This is a genomic window from Pantoea sp. 18069 (assembly GCF_902706035.1).
Lineage (GTDB): Bacteria > Pseudomonadota > Gammaproteobacteria > Burkholderiales > Burkholderiaceae_C > Comamonas.
Map to the genome: position 1 here is coordinate 141,702 of NZ_CACSJA010000006.1, position 15,734 is coordinate 157,435.

Consider the following 15,734-nt stretch of genomic DNA (forward strand, 5'->3'; position numbering starts at 1 on the left):
GTCAGAAGGCAGAGGCCAGCGCCGCCTTCAGGCCGTGCTGGGCAAGCTGCGGGGCGCGTTCGGCCGCCAAGGCCACGATGGGGCCCAGGCGGCGCTGCTTTTTCTGCGCATGGTTTTGCGCGATGTCGGCGATGCGGTGGTCCAGGAAGGGGTTGGCGAAGCGCTCGCGCACATCCACCAGGTAGGCCTGGGCCTGCTGGCGCGCGGCGGCGCCCAGGGTGTCGAACACCGGCAGGATTTCATGGGCCCACAGGGCTTCCAGGCCGGCACGCAGCGCATCGTCGGCCATGGCCTCGCGCACCGTCAGGCCGGCAGGCAGGCTGCGCTCCAGCCAGCGTTCGGCCAGCCAGGTGTGGCCGGCGTTCAGCAGGAACAGCTTGAGGCGCTCGTGAAAGGCCAGGTCGTCGGTCAGCACGATGGAGGGGTGGGTGCAGGGCATCACCAGCCGCGCCTGCCGCTCCACCACCCATACCGCGTAGGGCTCGGCCACCGCGCCCACGGGCGCTATGGCCTCGGACACGATGCGGTCGACCAGCGAGTTGGCCCACACGCAATGCTGTGCCAGCCAGTCGATGAATTCGTTGGGCGTGTGCCAGTCGCGCGCCAGGCCGATGACCACGTCGCGCAGCACCTCGCCATTGCGTTCGATCAGCTCGCAGGGCAGCAGCGTCAGCGGCGCGCGCGGCATGGATTGCCAGCGGCCATGCAGCAGCACCAGCAGCTTGGCGGGGAAACTGTGCGGTGCGCGGCTGTCGGCGGCCAGCGCAAAAGGGCCATCGCGTTCGTCCAGCAGGTAGCCCTTGTCGGCCGTGTTGGAGACGATGACTTGCACCTCACCTGCCACCGCGGCGCGCAGCGCGGGCCATTGGGCGCCAGCCTGCCAGGCTTCGCGCACGGCGGTGCACATGACGGTGCGGTCTATGCGTTCGCCGCCCGCCAGGCCGCGGATGCGCACCGGGTAGCCGCCGCTGGCGGCCAGCGCGGCGATGCGCGCTGCGCCGTCGGCACGGTCCGTGGTCTGCACCACCGTGATGCCGCCCAGCGCATCGCCGGCACCGGCAACGCCTGCCAGGGCCTCGTGCACGAACAGGTCCACGTGGGCCTGCAGGAAGCGGCTGGTGCCGAATTGGAGGATCGCCTGGGCCATGCTCTTCAGACCTCGACGATGGCCTTGACCACGCCGCGCGCCGGGTCGAGAAGTTGCGCGAAGTCGGTCGGCACGTCGGCCAGCGCCATGCGGTGGGTGTTGAGCGCGGCGGTGGGCACCAGGCCGTCGCGCATGGCGGCGATCACGGTCTCGAAATCCTCGGTGGTGGCGTTGCGGCTGCCCACCAGGGTGGTCTCGCGCTTGTGGAACTCGGGGTCGGAGAAGCTGATGGTGTCGCGCACCACCGAGATCAGCACGTAGGTGCCGCCGTGGGCGACGAAGCCGAAGCCGCGCTCGATAGCCTTGGCGTTGCCGGTGGCGTCGAACACCACGTCGAAGAATTCACCGTCGGTCACGGCGGCGAGCTTTTCGGTGTCGCCTTCGCCGAGGGTGACGGCGTGGGTCACGCCCAGCTCGCGTTGGCAGAAGTCGACGCGGTCCTGGCGGCCGTCGATGGCGGTGACGATGGCGCCCCGTGCCCGGGCGAAGATCATCGCAGCCATGCCGATGGGGCCGGCGCCGACCACCAGCACCCGCTGGCCGGGCTTCACGTCGCCGCGCCGCACGCCATGTGCGCCAATGGCCAGGAACTCGACCATGGCGGCCTGGTCCAGCGTCACGCCCTCGGCGCGGTGCACGAAGGCTTCCGGCAGGGACAGGTACTCGGTGAACGCCCCGTCGCGGTGTACACCCAGTACCTGGATGTTGACGCAGCAATTGGTCTTGCCCTGCCGGCAGGCGACGCAGGTGCCGCAGGACAGGTAGGGCATGACATAGCAGACATCACCCACCTGCAGCCGCCCGCCCGGCACCGCCTCCTCGATCACGCCCGACAGTTCGTGCCCCATCACCCGCGGGTACTGCAGGAAGGGCTGGTTGCCGGTGAAGATGTGCAGGTCGGTGCCGCACACCCCCACGCGCTTGACGCGCAGCAGCACTTCGCCTTCGCCGCGAAGGGGGCGCTCACGTTGCTCGGCGCGCAGGGTGCCGGGGGTTTCACAGATGACGGTCAGCATGATGGTTCCAGGGGGCTTGAGGGGGTTGTGCCGGCGCGCCGGCGGGGATGCGCAGGCTCGCTTCAGGAGCCGTGGTATTTCTTGTAGATGGCGACCAGCTTGCCGTTGGCCGTGTTCTTGGTGACCCAGTCGTTGATCCAGGCCTTGAGCTCGGGCTCGTTCTTGCGCAGGCCTATGCCCAGGGGCACGGTGGACATGGTGAATTTGGTGACCATGTCCTTTTGCGGCGCCTTCTGCAGCACGGTGCTGACGATGGCCGGCGAGGTGGCGATGATGCTGGCCTGGCCGCTCACGGCGGCGGTGACCAGGGTGGCGTCGTCGTCGAAGCGCACGATCTGTGCATCCTTGGCGCCGGTCGTCACCACCTTGTCGTTGTTCGAGCCGCGCGTGGTGGCCACGCGCTTGCCCTTGAGGTCGTCAAAGCCGCTGATGGTCACGTCCTTGGGGCCGGCCACCACGGCCAGGATCTGGGCGTAGGGGGTGGAGAAGTCGATCACCTTCTCGCGCTCGGGCGTCACCGACAGCGAGGCCACCACGATGTCGGCCTTGCCGGTCTGCAGGAAGGGGATGCGGTTGGGGCTGGTGGTCTGCACGATCTCCAGCGCGACGCCCAGGTCCTGGGCCAGCAACTGCGCGGTCTCCACATCGGAGCCGATGGGCTTCATCGCTTCGTTGACGAAGCCGTAGGGCGGCGATCCCGTGTCCAGCGCGATGCGGATCTTCTTGGCCTCGAGGATGTCCTTGAGCAGGTCGGCGCGGGCAGCGCCCGTGCCCAGCAGCATGACGGCTGCGGCTGCCACGGTGGCGAATCTAAGAGTCGTTTTTTTCATATTTGTCTCCTGTGTGGTGGAACGGGGGGCGGGAAAATCAGAGGCCGTTGCCGACGAAGTCGCGCAGCTCGGTGGTCGCCGGGTTGTCGAGGATGGAGGCCGGGCCGTGCTCCCAGACGCGGCCCTTGTGCATGAAGATCACCTCGTCGGCGACCTTGCGGGCAAAGGCCATTTCGTGGGTCACCAAAATCATGGTCATGCCGTCGGCCGCCAGTTTCTCCATCACGCGCAGCACCTCGCCGGTGAGCTGGGGGTCGAGCGCGGAGGTGACCTCGTCGAACAGCATCAGCTGCGGCTGCATCGCCAGCGAGCGGGCAATGGCCACGCGCTGCTGCTGTCCGCCCGAGAGCTGCGAGGGGTAGTTGCCGGCCTTTTCGGCCAGACCCACCTGGGCCAGCACTTGCCGGGCGCGCTCGCGCGCCTGCGCCGTCTTGACCTTTTGCACCAGCCGCGGCGCCAGCATGATGTTTTCCTCCACCGTGAGGTGGGGGAACAGGTTGTAGCTCTGGAACACGATGCCCACATCGCGACGCAACTGGTGCAGGTCCAGGCCGGGCGCCGTCACCTCGTGACCGCAGACGCGGATATGGCCCTGGTCCACGGTCTCAAGCCGGTCGATGCAGCGCAGCGCGGTGCTCTTGCCCGAGCCGCTTTGGCCGATGATGGCCACCACCGAGCCCTTCTTCACGGTGAAGGACACGTCCTCCAGCACACGGGTGCTGCCGAAGCACTTGGAGATGTTTTTGACCTCAACGATTTGCGACATGGAAGCTCCTCTCCAGGCGGCGGCTCAGCACCGACAGCGGATAACACAGGGCGAAGTACAGGGCCGCGACGATCATGAAGATGACGAAGGGCTCGAAGGTGGAGTTGTTGATGATCTGGCCGGCGCGGGCCAGCTCCACGAAACCGATGGCCGAGGCCAGCGAGGTGTTCTTCACGATCTGGACCATGAAGCCCACGGTCGGCGGTGTGGCGATCTTGATGGCCTGCGGCAGCAGCACATGCCGCACCCGCTGGTGCCAGCGCAGGGCCAGGCATTCGGCGGCTTCGGCCTGGGTGCGCGGCACGGAGGCCAGGCAGCCGCGCCAGATCTCGCCCAGGTAGGCCGACACGTAGACCGACAGCGCGATGCCGGCGGCGGCCAGCGGTGCGATATTCAAGCCCAGCGAAGGCAGACCGAAATACACCAGCGGCAGCAGCACCAGCAGCGGTGTGCCCTGGACCAGCTTGACGTAGAGCGATACCAGAAGGCGTGACCAGCGCGGCCCGTAGGAGGCGCCCAGCGCCACCAGAAAGCCCAGGGCGCCGCCGCCGGCAAAGGCGATCAGCGACAGCCCGATGGTCCACAGCAGGCCGTCGAACAGAAATTGCAGGTGTGCGGCGTTCAGGAAACCCATGGCGCTGCTCCGTTCAAAGCGGTGTGCCGAGGCGGCGCAGGCGGGGGAAGGCCACCATCGCCACCAGCCAGAACACAGCGCGCATCACCAGCGACATCAGCAAGTAGGCGCCGGCCACCAGCACATAGGTCTCCACCGAGCGGAAGGTGTCGGACTGCACGCGGTTGGCCACCGCCGTCAGCTCTTCGGCCGAAATCTGCGAGCAGATGGAGGAGGCCAGCATCAGCAGCACGTACTGGCTGGTGAGCGCCGGGAACACGCGCTCGATGGCCGGCGGCAGTACCACGTGGCGCAGCGTCTGCCAGCGGCTCAGGCCCAGGGTGTCGGCAGCTTCCAGCTGGGCCTTGGGGATGGACTCCACCCCGGCGCGCACGATCTCGCTGGTGTAGGCCCCCACGTTGACCACCAGGGCCACCGTGGCAGCGGTGAAGGCGCCCACCTGCAGGCCCAGCGAGGACAGCCCGAAATACACGATGAAGACCTGCACCAGCAGCGGCGTGTTGCGGATCACCTCGATATAGACGCTGGCCACCCGCGCCAGCCAAAGGCTGCGTCCGGTGCTGGCCAGCGCGCAAAACACGCCCAGCAGGAAACCGAAGAAGGTGGAGGCCAGGGACAGGGCCAGTGTGGTCCATGCGCCGGCCAGCAGGTCAGGCCAATAGGCCAGCGGGGCGCTGAAGTCGAAGTCGTATTTCAAGGTGGGGGATCCGTGCTCGGTCGCAACCGCTTGTCTGTTATTGAAATTTGGTCAGGCCAATTTAACCTATGAGGGAATTTGGCCTTACCGTATTTACCCTGAGCTGCCATCAATTGGTAAGGCCGATACTCGGTTGAAGGCCTATCGCCTGCTACCCTGAACCTGTATTCACTCTGCATTCCCGAATGGACGATTCTTTCAAGCCGATCGACGCCTCGCGGCGCCTCTACCAGTTGATTGCCGACAAGGTGCGCCTGCTGATACAGCAGGGTGACTTCAAGGAGGGGCAGCGCCTGCCGCCCGAGCGCGAGCTGGCGCAGCAACTTGGCGTATCCCGGCCTTCATTGCGCGAGGCGCTCATCGCGCTGGAGATCGAGGGCCAGGTGGAAATCCGCATGGGATCGGGGGTGTATGTGTGCCAGCGCGGCATGTGGCGCAACCGTCTGCCGGCCTTCATGGGCGAGAGCCCTGTCGAGGTGATGCATGCGCGCGCAGCCTTCGAGGGCGCGGTGATCGTGCAAGCCTGCGTGCATGCCACGCCGCAGGGCCTGGCGCGGGTGCAAGACAGCGTGGAGGGCATGCGCGCCGACATCGCCGCCGGCCGCGACGTGCTGGACCACGACCGGGAATTCCATGTACGCATCGCCGAGATGACGGGCAATTCGGTGATGGTCGGCCTGGTCGGCACGCTGTTCGACATGCGCCGCGAACCGCTGGCAAACCACATGCGAACCCTCCTCGAGGGCGAGCCGGTGTGGAATGCTGCCTTGAACGAGCATGAGCAGATCCTGCGCTGCCTGCAGTCGCGCGACCCTCTTGCGGCGGAAGCGGCCATACGCTCCCACATTCGTGCGGCGGCGGAGCGCTGGGTCACGCCTTGAAAGAGTTTGGTCAGGCCTGTGGTGCGTGAAAGCATTTAAACTGTCAGGCCAATTTTTTCGAAATCTGAATTGGCCTGACCATGCATGCGCGAAGCATCACGGCTTGGGCAGGCTTTCAGGACCGCTCATTTGCTCCAGCATATGCATGGCCAGAACACTGTGGAGAATGAGGTTCTCAAGGAACCCATGGCGCTTGCCGCGGCCAAAAAGTGGCTAGCCCGCTTGCCCTTGTTGACCGCGTGCCGTTCCTTCCTTTTGCGGGTCCGTTCCTATCGGTTGAAACAAAACGAAAAGAAGCGATACCTCGGTGAGACCCAGGAGGCGGCAGGAGCGCGCACCATGAAGTCATCTTCTGTGTGACTGAAAAGGATGTGCGTGATGAAAGCCTGGACCCGTAAAACCCTCTTGGGAATCTTTGCTGCCTCTCTCCTGGTCGGCAGTCTTTCCGCCTGCTCCAGTGCTTCCCACCACCATGGTCCCAAGTCCGCAGAGCGCATGGCCGAGATGCGCGAAAAGATGGTGGGCCGCATCACTGGCAAGCTGGATCTCGATGGCGCGCAGCAGCTCAAGCTCCAGGCATTGGCAGACGCCTTGCAGGCGCAGCGCAGCGCGTTCATGGGCGCGCAGACGGCAGACCCGCGTGTTCAGATCCAGGCACTGGTGTCCGGTGAGACGTTCGACAGCGCGGCAGCCCAGACCTTGATCGATGACAAGATGCGCGCTGTGCAGTCGCATTCGCCGGCCGTGGTCGCCGCCATGGCCGAGTTCTACAACAGCCTGCGGCCTGCCCAGCAACAACAGGTGCGCGATTTCATGCAGCGCCGCCCGGGCTGGTTCCAACGTGGCTGAGTCCATGAACAAACTTTCGGAGAGCTGCGCCGCGACGCGCGACCTGGCCCGCAGTGCCCGGGCCCATGGCGCACTATTTTTGGCAGGTGTAGCCTCGCCGCACGAGGAATGGATGTCGCTCGTCTGGGGTCCGCGATTCGATCGGGAGCACGCCCTGCGTCTGCTGGCGAGCCGGCCGGCCGGTGCCGCAGCGGCGCTGCCCGAGGTGATGGCGGCTGCCGACCGTTTCGACGCCCTGGCCATGGAGGCCAAGCGCCGTGTGCGCCGCCTTATCCTGCGCCATGAACAGCGCGCCAGTATGCGCACAGTGTGAGAATCCGTGCATGCAACGCATTCTGCTCATCGATGACGACGACCAACTGGGTACGCCGCTGGCCACCTACTTCCTGCGCTTTGAACTCCAACTGTCGCAGGCGCTGCGGCCCAGCGATGGTCTGGCGCTGCTGCGGGCGGGTGGATTTGATGCCGCAATCCTCGACGTGATGCTGCCGGAAATGGATGGCTTCGAGCTGTGCCGCACGATCCGGCGCGAGAGCGATCTTCCCATCATCATGCTCACGGCGCGCGGCGACGTGATGGACCGCGTGGTCGGGCTGGAACTGGGCGCCGACGACTACCTGCCCAAACCCTTCGAGCCGCGGGAGCTGGTCGCGCGGGTGCAGACGGTGCTGCGCCGCCGCCGTCCGGCATCAGTCGCGTCGGCGGACGATGCGGCATCGCTGTGCTTCGAGGGTCTGCTGATCGATTCAGTGCGGCGCAGCGTGCTGCGCCAGGGCACGGCGCTGGAACTCACCGGTACCGAGTTCGAGTTGCTGCTGTTGCTGGCGCGTGAGCCCGGCCGGGTGTACAGCCGCGACGACATCCTCAATCACCTGCGCGGCCGCGAGGCCGATCTCTACACCCGAGCGGTGGACATCGTGGTGAGCCGCTTGCGCAAGAAGCTCGAGCCGCTGGACTGCATCAAGACGCTGCGCAACGCGGGATACTCGCTGGCGTTGCGGCGGAGCGCCGCTTGAGCCGCGTATGCCGCCAGCCAGCCTGCGGGCCATGGCATCGCCGTGCGCGCCAGGCGGTGCGGCGGTCCATCCACCTGCGCCTGGTGCTGCTGTTTCTGGTGTTGGCGCTGGCGATGACGGTCACCTTCATCGGCGGCGTGCAGAGCGCCTTCTCGGTGGGCTGGCGTGATGCCGCGCGGCCCTTGCTGGCGGACTACGTGGACAGGCTGGTGACCGAGATCGGCAGCCCGCCGAGTGTGGAGCGAGCCCAGGCCATTGTGCAGCGCTTGCCCATCATGATGCGTATCGAGGGACCGCAGGTTCAGTGGATATCGCATCCTGAGGACCGCCCTGTGGTGCGCTGGCGCGGCGGGCGTGGCCCATGGGACGGTGACAGCCGCGAGTTGCTGCGCAAGCAGACGGCCGATGGGCATACGATTGAATTTGCCTTGAACCGTGCGGTGCTGGACGGTGCGCATCGTTCGGGGGCCATTTGGCTCACTCTGGGCGGCGTGCTCTTTCTGACGGCGCTGGCGTACTGGTATGTGCGCCGCCTGCTGCGCCCGCTGGACGATATCCGCCAGGGCGCCCTGCGGTTTGGTGCGGGCAATTTCGAGGCGTCCATTCCCGTGCGCCATGCGCTGCGTCCCGACGAACTGGGCCAGTTGGCCGCCACGATCAACACCATGGGGCAGGACATCCACCAGATGCTGGAGGCCAAGCGTGCGCTGTTGCTGGCCATCAGCCACGAGTTGCGCAGCCCGCTGACCCGGGCGCGTCTGCATACCGAGCTGCTGCCGGCGACGCACGAGGTGCAGCCCCAGCGTGACGCCCTGCTGCGTGATCTGGGAGAGATGGCCCGTCTCATCACCGATCTGCTGGAAAGCGAACGTCTGGCGGGGCGCCACAGCGCCTTGCACAAAGAGCCGACCGACATCGTTGCCCTGGCCCGTGCCGTGGTCCAGGAGATGAATGCATGCCATTTCGGCAGCCCTGCCATCGACCTGCAAGTCGATGCTGCCATGCCGCCGGTGCTGATCGACGCGACACGCTTGCGGCTGCTGCTGCGCAATCTGCTGGACAACGCCTTGCGCTATGGCGGGCAGGACAAGCCCGGACCCCGGCTGCACCTGCAGCAGACATCGGCGGGACTGGAGATCGAGGTGCGTGACTTTGGCAGCGGCGTGCCCGAGGACCAGATTGAGCGCCTGGCCGAGCCTTTCTACCGCGCGGATGCAGCGCGCCAGCGCAGCACCGGCGGCGTGGGCCTGGGCCTGTACCTGTGCCGGTTGGTGGCCCAGGCGCATGGCGGCACTTTGGTGCTCGGCAATGCCCGGCCCGGCTTGCGCGTCACCGTCACCCTGCCGCTGGGCTGAGCGCAGCTGCCCTGGTCTGCATACGCGATTTGAACCTTGCCATCCGCAGCTGCGTGTGACGCCGTAGGAACGCCGGCAGTTCGCTCCGGCGGAGATAGCCCCGGAATCAGGGTGCTGGCGTATGCAATGATGCGGCATGACACAGAGTTCCGAAGACCTGCAACAGATTGCCGCGCGCACGCTGGCGCACTATGAGCAGCACGCTCAAAGCTTCTGGGAGGGCACGCGTGACCACGATGTGAGCCAGAACATCGCGGCGCTGCTCAAGCACATCGCCGTACCAGCGCCTTTTGACCTGCTGGATTTCGGCTGCGGCCCGGGGCGTGACCTGCGCACCTTCAAGGAGATGGGCCACCGTGCCGTGGGCCTGGAAGGCGCGCCCAGTTCGGCGGCGATGGCGCGCGCGCACAGCGGCTGCGAGGTGCTGGAGCAGAGCTTTCTGCAGCTCGATCTGCCCGCCCAGCGCTTCGACGGGGTGTTTGCCAATGCCGTGCTGTTCCACGTGCCCAGCCAGGTGCTGCCTCAGGTGCTGCGCCAGCTGCATGCCTGCCTGCGGCCGGGCGGTGTGCTGTTCAGTTCCAACCCGCGCGGCAATGGTCAGGAGGGCTGGAACGGTGAGCGCTACGGCGTGTTTCACGACTGGCCCACTTGGCGCGTCTTGATGACGGCCGCCGGCTTCGAGGAGCTCGAGCACTTCTACCGTCCGGCGGGCCTGCCTATCGAACAGCAGCCTTGGCTGGCAAGCGCTTGGCGCAGGCGCTGAGCGCTGGCTTCACGCCACTACGCATCTGCGGACCTCGCCGCTGCCGCAAGCTCAGCCAAAGCGCGATGGCTTTAGCTTGATTGATGAGGCAGTCATGCGGGCTGCCCGGCATGTCACGTGCCACGCCAAGCTATCAGCTGCGTTTGACCGTCTTGGGGTTCAGGGCAAAGCTGCCCAGGGTATTGAAGAAGAAATTGCCGTTGAACTCCGGCACGGTGAGGTTTCCAGCGGCGGCGAGGCGATGTCTCAGGCATGGCTGAAGCCGCCATGTCTGCGCGTTGGTGCCCATAAATCAACGCATCTGAAGGCTTTGATGAAAATGTAAAAATCACATAACAATCTGCAAATTATGCGCAAACGAACATGATCAAACCTGTTGCAATACAGATCGATCACATCTCCGGTATTGCTCATGACTTCGTTTGCATCGCCTCATTCGCCTTCTCGCCGCCGCTGGGTGGCAACGCTTTCTTCGATCTCGTCGGCACTCGTTCTGGGGCTGTCCGGCCTCGGCGCTGCGCAGGCCGCCGACGCGCCCCGCAGCGGTGGCGATGTCACCTTTTTGATCGATTCGCTGGGTAACACGTGGATACCGAACAACAGCGCGATCTCCAGCTTTCAGGGACACATCTGGGGCCATGTCACGGACAAGCTGGTCTATGTCGATGAGGACGGCAAGAGCAGCCCGTGGATTGCCGAACGCTGGGAGCAAAACGCCAACGCCACGCAGTTCACGCTGCATCTGAAGAAGGGCGTTACCTTCTCCGACGGGACGCCAGTCGATGCGGCCGCGGTGGTGGCCAATCTGGACATCTGGCACGCCGGGCGCAAGAGCGATGGCATCAATCCGATCGGCCTGTTTCCGAAGACGTATGAGCGTGCCGAGGCGGTCAATCCGACCACGGTCCAGGTCTTCTTCAAGGCGCCCACGCTCGGCTTCATCCCGACCTTGGGCTATCACGGCTCCATCCTGATTTCTCCCAAGACACTGGCGCTGCCAGCCTCGCAACAGGCCGATCTGGGCAAGAGCGCGGGAAGCGGCCCCTTCGTTGTCGAATCCTGGAAGGAGGGGGGCTTCGTCAAGCTGGTCAAGCGCAAGGACTACAACTGGGGACCGGCTGCGGTCGGCCACACCGGGCCGGCCCACCTCGACTCGATCACTTACCGGCTGGTGTCCGAGCCATCGCTGCGGGTGTCCGCCGTGCAGTCGGGACAGGCCGATATCGCGTACAACGCATCGCCGCAGGAGTTGAAGTCGCTCAAGCAAGGGGGCTTTGGCGTCGCCACCCCGCGTTACCTGGGCTTCGTCAACGGCCTGGCCATCAACACCAAGCTGCCGCCCTTCGACGACGTGCGGGTGCGCCAGGCGCTTCAGGCTGGCCTCAACCGCCAGGAGATCCTCGAGACGGTCTACACCCCCGACTGGAAGCTGGCGACGTCGTTCATCCAAAGCAACGTGCCCGGCGCCGCCGACCACAGCAAGCTGCTCGCCTACGATCCGCGCCGCGCGGAGAAGCTGCTCGACGAGGCAGGCTGGGTGAAAGACAGCAAGGGCCAGCGCAGCAAGGACGGCAAGCCGCTGACCCTGACGCTCAATTCCAACCCGTACCTTGCGACCTCCAAGGCCATCGACGAGCTGATCGCGCAGCAGCTCGGCAAGATTGGCTGGCGCGTCACCATACGCGCCTATGACGTGCCGACCTATGGCGAGAAGGTCCGCATCGGCGGGGCGGGCGTGCCGGCTTACGAGGTCACTCGCAGCTTCATCGACGCGGGCACCGTGGCGAGCATCCTCACGGATGCCAACAATGGCGAGAACTGGTTCGCGCTCGGCGACCGCGACAAGACGCTCAATGAACTGCGCGACAAGATCGCCAGCGCCGCCACCATCGACAGCCGCCGGCCCCTGCTGGACGAACTGCAGAAGCACGTGCTCGAGCAGGGCTATTTCATTCCCCGCACACAGATCGTGCAGCGCATCTACGTGCAGTCGCCCAAGATCAAGGGCGAGAAATACAACGGCGTGGCTTACGCGAGCTACTACACGGCCACCAAGGCGAAGTAAGAAGTGCCGGCCGGCCGCCATGGCCTGGCCGGGCCGTCCATCGTTCAAGAAGGCTTCTCCATGAACAACGCCTACCTGGGGTATAGCGCCAAGCGGGTGACCCAAGCCCTGGTGGTCATCCTGCTGACCTACGTCTTCACCTTCGTCGTGGTCAGCATATTGCCGGGCGACCCGGTGACGAACCTCCTGCGCAGTCCCGACAGCGGATTCAGCGAGGCGGAGATCCAGGAAATCATCGCCGCGCAGGGGCTGGACAAGCCGATTCCGGAGCAGCTCTGGACCTCGCTGTCGAACTTCGTGACCGGCGACCTGGGGCAGTCCATGCGTTCGAGCCGGCCTGTCGCCACGCTGATCGCCGAGGTGTTGCCCTCGACACTGATACTGGCGTCGACAGCGCTCGCCGTGGCGCTGGTGCTGGCGTTCGGGATTGCCTACGGCACACGGTTCCTGCCACGGCGCTTCGGGCAAGGCCTGCTGCGCGGCGCGCCGTCTTTGTTCCTGTCGGTGCCCAACTTCGTGATCGGGCTGGTGCTCATCCATGCCTTCGGGTTCCATTTCGGCCTGTTCAACGTGATCGAGCCCGACAGCGTCTGGGCGACGCTCTTCGCCGCCGTGGCCCTGGGCATTCCGGTGTCGGCGCAAATCGCCGAAGTGCTGATCGCCAACCTCGACAACGAAGCCCGGCAGGAGTACGCCACGGTCGCGCGTGGCCGAGGCCTGGGCCAGACGCGCCTGTTCGTCAGCCACCTGCTCAAGCCGGCCGCGCTGCCTGTGGTGACCGTGATCGCGCTGACCGTCGGCGAACTGCTCGGCGGCTCGCTCATCACCGAGACGGTGTTCGGCCGCACCGGCGTGGGCAGCCTGGTTCAACGCTCGGTCAGTACCCAGGACCTGCCTGTGCTGCAAGCCGTGGTCTCGCTGGCGGCCGTGGTCTTCGTGGCCGTCAACCTGCTCGCCGACCTGATCTATCCGCTGCTGGATCCGCGGGTCAAACTCCTGGGTGAGGGCCGACCCGCGGCTGCAACGGGCAAGAGCGCTGCGGGGGTGCCCGCATGAGTGCCGTCCTCTCTCCATCCCCAACGCCGGTCGCCCAGCGCGCCACGCGGCTGCCACGGCCGCCGCTGAGTGTGCTGCTGTCGTTCCTGGCGATAGCCGTGATCATCGCCTGGTCACTCGTTCCCGGCCTGTTCACCAGCTTCGACCCGGCCAATGGCGTGCCGGCCAACAAGCTGCTCGGCCCGAGTGCCGCGCATTGGCTGGGCACGGACCACCTGGGACGTGACCTGTACACCCGCATCGTCTATGGCACCGCGTCCTCGGTTGCGAGTGCCCTGATCGCCGTGGCCATCGGGGTGTTCGCGGGCGGGCTCATCGGTCTGCTGGCCGGCTTTCTGCAGGGGTGGACCGACATCGTGCTGGCGCGGCTGGTCGACGTGCTGCTGGCCATCCCCAATCTGTTGCTGGCCGTCATCGTGGTCACCGCGCTGGGCTTCGACACCACCAACGCAGCGATCGCCACCGGCGTCTCGGCCGTGGCCGTGTTTGCCCGGGTGATGCGCGCAGAGGTCATCAAGACCCGCCAGGCCACCTTCATCGAAGCCGCCTACCTGCAAGGAGGCTCACGCTGGTACATCTTGCTGCACCACGTGCTGCCGAATGCGTCGCGCTCGGTCGTGTCCCTGGCGGTGCTGCAGTTCGGGCTGTCGATCCTGGTGATCGCCAGCCTGGCCTTCCTGGGCTATGGCGATCCGCCACCGGCCTCCGACTGGGGCCTGCTGATCGCCATCGGCAAGGACTACCTCAAGTGGCCATGGCTGGTCTATGCACCGGCCTTCATCACCATCGTCACCGTCCTCTCCATGAACAGGATCAGCAGATGGCTACGCAATACACATTGAATCCCGCAGAGGCGTGGACCCCGCCGGAGGGACCGATCGCCGCCTTCCGCCGCTTCGAGCCGCGCTGGCTGCTTCGCCGCCCTGGCAGACCATCGCTGGCGGCTGCCGCTGCGAGCCCCGCGCGCCCGGCCACGGCGCCGCTGCTGCGGGTCGAGGGCCTGTCGGTGTCCTACGGCGCGCAGCAAGTCGTCACCGATGTCGGCTTCGAGCTCGGGCGCGGCCAGAGCATGGCGTTGATCGGCGAGTCGGGTTCGGGCAAATCGACCATCGCGCGTGCCGTGCTCCGGCTGCTGCCGGAGGCTGGGCTGGCGACCGGGCGCATCGCGTTCGAGGGCGAGGAAGTGCTTGGCTGGTCCGACCGTCGGTTTCGCCCGCTGCGCGGACGCGCCATCGGCTTCGTGCCGCAGGATCCCGCCCATGCGCTCAACCCGGTGCGCACCATCGGCGCCCAGGCGCAGGAGGCGGCTGCGCTGCTGGGTGAGCGCAGCGCGGCGGTCCGCAAGGCGCTGATCCTGGATGTATTCGCGCAGGTCGGCCTCGACCAGCCTCAGCGCATCTACGACGCCTACCCGCACCAACTGTCGGGGGGCATGCTGCAGCGCGTGCTGATCGGCCTGGCGGTCCTGCCGCAGCCCGCGCTGATCGTCGCCGATGAACCCACATCCGCGCTCGATGTGACCATCCAGAAGCGCATCCTCGATCTCCTCTCTAAGCTTCAGCAAGAGCGCAACATCAGCCTGCTGCTCATCACCCACGACCTGGCCATCGCGGCCGAGCGCGCTGACACGCTGGTGGTGCTCAAGGACGGGGCTGTGCAGGAAGCGGGCAGCACCGCTGCCGTGTTCTCCGCGCCGGCATCGACGTACGCGAGAAAGCTGCATGCCGACGTGCCTGCGCTCAACCCAGACCGTTACGACGCGCTGCGCGCACACGGACTGAAGCGGCTGAACCAGCCCGCCAGCGGCGCGGCCAAGATCGATTTTCGCGGGGTCAGCAAGACGTTCAGTGTCGACGGCCGCGCGCACAGGGCCGTCGACAACCTGTCGTTCTCGGTCGCGCCAGGCACCACCCATGCGCTGGTCGGCGAGTCAGGCTCGGGCAAGACCACCACCATCCGCCTGCTGCTGGGCCTGGAGCAGCCGGACAGCGGCAGCATCGCCGTCGCGGGCGAGGCCATCGCCGGGCGCTCCTTCGAATCGCTGCGCGGGCTGCGCCGACAGCTGCAGCTCGTCTACCAGAACCCGTTCACTTCGCTGGATCCGACCTGGAAGGTCGAACACATCATTGCCGAGCCGCTGGAGCGGTTTCGCATCGGCACGGGCCGAGAGCGCGCCGAACGCGTGCGCGAGGCTTTGGCGCATGTGGGACTGGGTGCGCAGCTGCTGCAGCGCAAGCCGACCGCGCTGTCGGGCGGCCAGCGCCAGCGCGTGGCCATCGCCCGCGCTCTGGTTCTGCGGCCCGATGTGATCGTGCTCGACGAGCCGACCTCGGCCTTGGATGTGAGCGTGCAGGCAGACATCGTCGAAGTGCTGCTGTCGCTGCAGGCGCGGCTGGGGCTGACCTATGTGTTTGTCTCTCACGATCTGGCACTGGTGCGCCAGCTGGCACACACGGTGTCGGTCATGCGCCACGGCCGCGTGGTCGAACACGGCACCGTCGCCGAAATCTTCGACCGGCCGCAGCAGCCCTACACGCTCGCGTTGCTGGAGTCGATCCCGTCCGGGCTGGCGGTCGCGCAATCGGCACCAGCCCCGGCCGTGGCAGATGCCGTGGCCTAAGCGAAAGCCCCAAGGTCTTGTCGTGCTACCCCCGGGATA

The 15,734-nt window shown here is 66.2% G+C and carries 17 protein-coding genes; 11 read left to right on the forward strand and 6 right to left on the reverse strand.

The window, feature by feature from the left end:
* Position 1: 1 nt before the first annotated feature.
* From GVL12_RS07300 to GVL12_RS07325, 6 genes are all read right to left on the reverse strand, one after another.
* A complete protein-coding gene (locus GVL12_RS07300) occupies positions 2-1,147 on the reverse strand; it encodes a mannitol dehydrogenase family protein (protein WP_159912380.1) in 1,146 nt (381 codons plus the stop codon).
* 5 nt (positions 1,148-1,152) lie between these two features.
* A complete protein-coding gene (locus GVL12_RS07305; RefSeq protein ID WP_159912382.1) occupies positions 1,153-2,163 on the reverse strand; it encodes a zinc-binding alcohol dehydrogenase family protein in 1,011 nt (336 codons plus the stop codon).
* Between the two features lie 62 nt (positions 2,164-2,225).
* Complete coding sequence (locus tag GVL12_RS07310) at positions 2,226-2,993, reverse strand: transporter substrate-binding domain-containing protein (protein ID WP_159912384.1); 768 nt, start codon at positions 2,991-2,993, stop codon at positions 2,226-2,228.
* A gap of 37 nt (positions 2,994-3,030) precedes the next feature.
* Positions 3,031-3,759: an amino acid ABC transporter ATP-binding protein gene (locus GVL12_RS07315; protein ID WP_159912386.1), complete on the reverse strand. Its 729-nt coding sequence runs from the start codon at positions 3,757-3,759 to the stop codon at positions 3,031-3,033.
* The gene (locus tag GVL12_RS07320; RefSeq protein WP_159912388.1) at positions 3,743-4,393 is read right to left on the reverse strand and encodes an amino acid ABC transporter permease; all 651 of its coding nucleotides are present in this window, start codon (positions 4,391-4,393) and stop codon (positions 3,743-3,745) included. Before GVL12_RS07320 ends, GVL12_RS07315 begins: the two co-directional genes overlap by 17 nt.
* Positions 4,394-4,406: 13 nt before the next feature.
* Positions 4,407-5,090, reverse strand: a complete 684-nt coding sequence (locus tag GVL12_RS07325; protein WP_159912390.1) for an amino acid ABC transporter permease — start codon at positions 5,088-5,090, stop codon at positions 4,407-4,409.
* Positions 5,091-5,275: 185 nt separating this feature from the next.
* Between GVL12_RS07325 and GVL12_RS07330 the strand changes: the two genes are divergently transcribed.
* The 11 genes from GVL12_RS07330 (at position 5,276) to GVL12_RS07380 (ending at position 15,695) form a co-directional block, all read left to right on the forward strand.
* A complete protein-coding gene (locus tag GVL12_RS07330) occupies positions 5,276-5,971 on the forward strand; it encodes a FadR/GntR family transcriptional regulator (protein WP_159912392.1) in 696 nt (231 codons plus the stop codon).
* 378 nt (positions 5,972-6,349) lie between these two features.
* Positions 6,350-6,820: a Spy/CpxP family protein refolding chaperone gene (locus GVL12_RS07335; RefSeq protein WP_159912394.1), complete on the forward strand. Its 471-nt coding sequence runs from the start codon at positions 6,350-6,352 to the stop codon at positions 6,818-6,820.
* Between the two features lie 4 nt (positions 6,821-6,824).
* Positions 6,825-7,133, forward strand: coding sequence for a hypothetical protein (locus GVL12_RS07340; protein WP_159912396.1), 309 nt, complete (start codon positions 6,825-6,827; stop codon positions 7,131-7,133).
* Between the two features lie 10 nt (positions 7,134-7,143).
* The gene (locus GVL12_RS07345; protein ID WP_159912398.1) at positions 7,144-7,836 is read left to right on the forward strand and encodes a response regulator transcription factor; all 693 of its coding nucleotides are present in this window, start codon (positions 7,144-7,146) and stop codon (positions 7,834-7,836) included.
* Positions 7,833-9,191 carry a cell wall metabolism sensor histidine kinase WalK gene (locus GVL12_RS07350; protein WP_200843565.1) on the forward strand — a complete coding sequence of 453 codons (1,359 nt, stop codon included), beginning with the start codon at positions 7,833-7,835 and terminating at the stop codon, positions 9,189-9,191. The genes GVL12_RS07345 and GVL12_RS07350 overlap by 4 nt, the downstream gene beginning before the upstream one ends.
* Positions 9,192-9,327: 136 nt before the next feature.
* Positions 9,328-9,954: a bifunctional 2-polyprenyl-6-hydroxyphenol methylase/3-demethylubiquinol 3-O-methyltransferase UbiG gene (locus GVL12_RS07355; RefSeq protein WP_159912400.1), complete on the forward strand. Its 627-nt coding sequence runs from the start codon at positions 9,328-9,330 to the stop codon at positions 9,952-9,954.
* A 76-nt stretch (positions 9,955-10,030) separates the two neighbouring features.
* Entirely contained in the window at positions 10,031-10,279 is a 249-nt protein-coding gene (locus GVL12_RS26505; RefSeq protein ID WP_235033819.1) for a hypothetical protein, read from the forward strand.
* A gap of 87 nt (positions 10,280-10,366) precedes the next feature.
* Positions 10,367-12,019 (forward strand): ABC transporter substrate-binding protein, encoded by a 1,653-nt coding sequence (locus GVL12_RS07365; RefSeq protein ID WP_159912404.1) that lies wholly within the window; start codon positions 10,367-10,369, stop codon positions 12,017-12,019.
* Positions 12,020-12,079: 60 nt separating this feature from the next.
* Positions 12,080-13,075 (forward strand): ABC transporter permease, encoded by a 996-nt coding sequence (locus GVL12_RS07370; RefSeq protein WP_159912406.1) that lies wholly within the window; start codon positions 12,080-12,082, stop codon positions 13,073-13,075.
* On the forward strand, positions 13,072-13,917 hold the full coding sequence (locus GVL12_RS07375) for an ABC transporter permease (protein ID WP_159912408.1): 846 nt from the start codon (positions 13,072-13,074) through the stop codon (positions 13,915-13,917). Before GVL12_RS07370 ends, GVL12_RS07375 begins: the two co-directional genes overlap by 4 nt.
* Positions 13,896-15,695 (forward strand): ABC transporter ATP-binding protein, encoded by a 1,800-nt coding sequence (locus GVL12_RS07380; RefSeq protein WP_159912410.1) that lies wholly within the window; start codon positions 13,896-13,898, stop codon positions 15,693-15,695. The genes GVL12_RS07375 and GVL12_RS07380 overlap by 22 nt, the downstream gene beginning before the upstream one ends.
* The last annotated feature ends 39 nt before the right edge of the window (positions 15,696-15,734 follow it).

Coding starts and splice junctions, on each gene's coding strand:
- GVL12_RS07300 (WP_159912380.1), bottom strand. CDS start 1,147: ATGGCCCAGGCGATCCTCCAATTCGGCACCAGCCGCTTCCTGCAGGCC.
- GVL12_RS07305 (WP_159912382.1), bottom strand. CDS start 2,163: ATGCTGACCGTCATCTGTGAAACCCCCGGCACCCTGCGCGCCGAGCAA.
- GVL12_RS07310 (WP_159912384.1), bottom strand. CDS start 2,993: ATGAAAAAAACGACTCTTAGATTCGCCACCGTGGCAGCCGCAGCCGTC.
- GVL12_RS07315 (WP_159912386.1), bottom strand. CDS start 3,759: ATGTCGCAAATCGTTGAGGTCAAAAACATCTCCAAGTGCTTCGGCAGC.
- GVL12_RS07320 (WP_159912388.1), bottom strand. CDS start 4,393: ATGGGTTTCCTGAACGCCGCACACCTGCAATTTCTGTTCGACGGCCTG.
- GVL12_RS07330 (WP_159912392.1), top strand. CDS start 5,276: ATGGACGATTCTTTCAAGCCGATCGACGCCTCGCGGCGCCTCTACCAG.
- GVL12_RS07335 (WP_159912394.1), top strand. CDS start 6,350: ATGAAAGCCTGGACCCGTAAAACCCTCTTGGGAATCTTTGCTGCCTCT.
- GVL12_RS07340 (WP_159912396.1), top strand. CDS start 6,825: ATGAACAAACTTTCGGAGAGCTGCGCCGCGACGCGCGACCTGGCCCGC.
- GVL12_RS07345 (WP_159912398.1), top strand. CDS start 7,144: ATGCAACGCATTCTGCTCATCGATGACGACGACCAACTGGGTACGCCG.
- GVL12_RS07355 (WP_159912400.1), top strand. CDS start 9,328: ATGACACAGAGTTCCGAAGACCTGCAACAGATTGCCGCGCGCACGCTG.
- GVL12_RS07365 (WP_159912404.1), top strand. CDS start 10,367: ATGACTTCGTTTGCATCGCCTCATTCGCCTTCTCGCCGCCGCTGGGTG.
- GVL12_RS07370 (WP_159912406.1), top strand. CDS start 12,080: ATGAACAACGCCTACCTGGGGTATAGCGCCAAGCGGGTGACCCAAGCC.
- GVL12_RS07375 (WP_159912408.1), top strand. CDS start 13,072: ATGAGTGCCGTCCTCTCTCCATCCCCAACGCCGGTCGCCCAGCGCGCC.
- GVL12_RS07380 (WP_159912410.1), top strand. CDS start 13,896: ATGGCTACGCAATACACATTGAATCCCGCAGAGGCGTGGACCCCGCCG.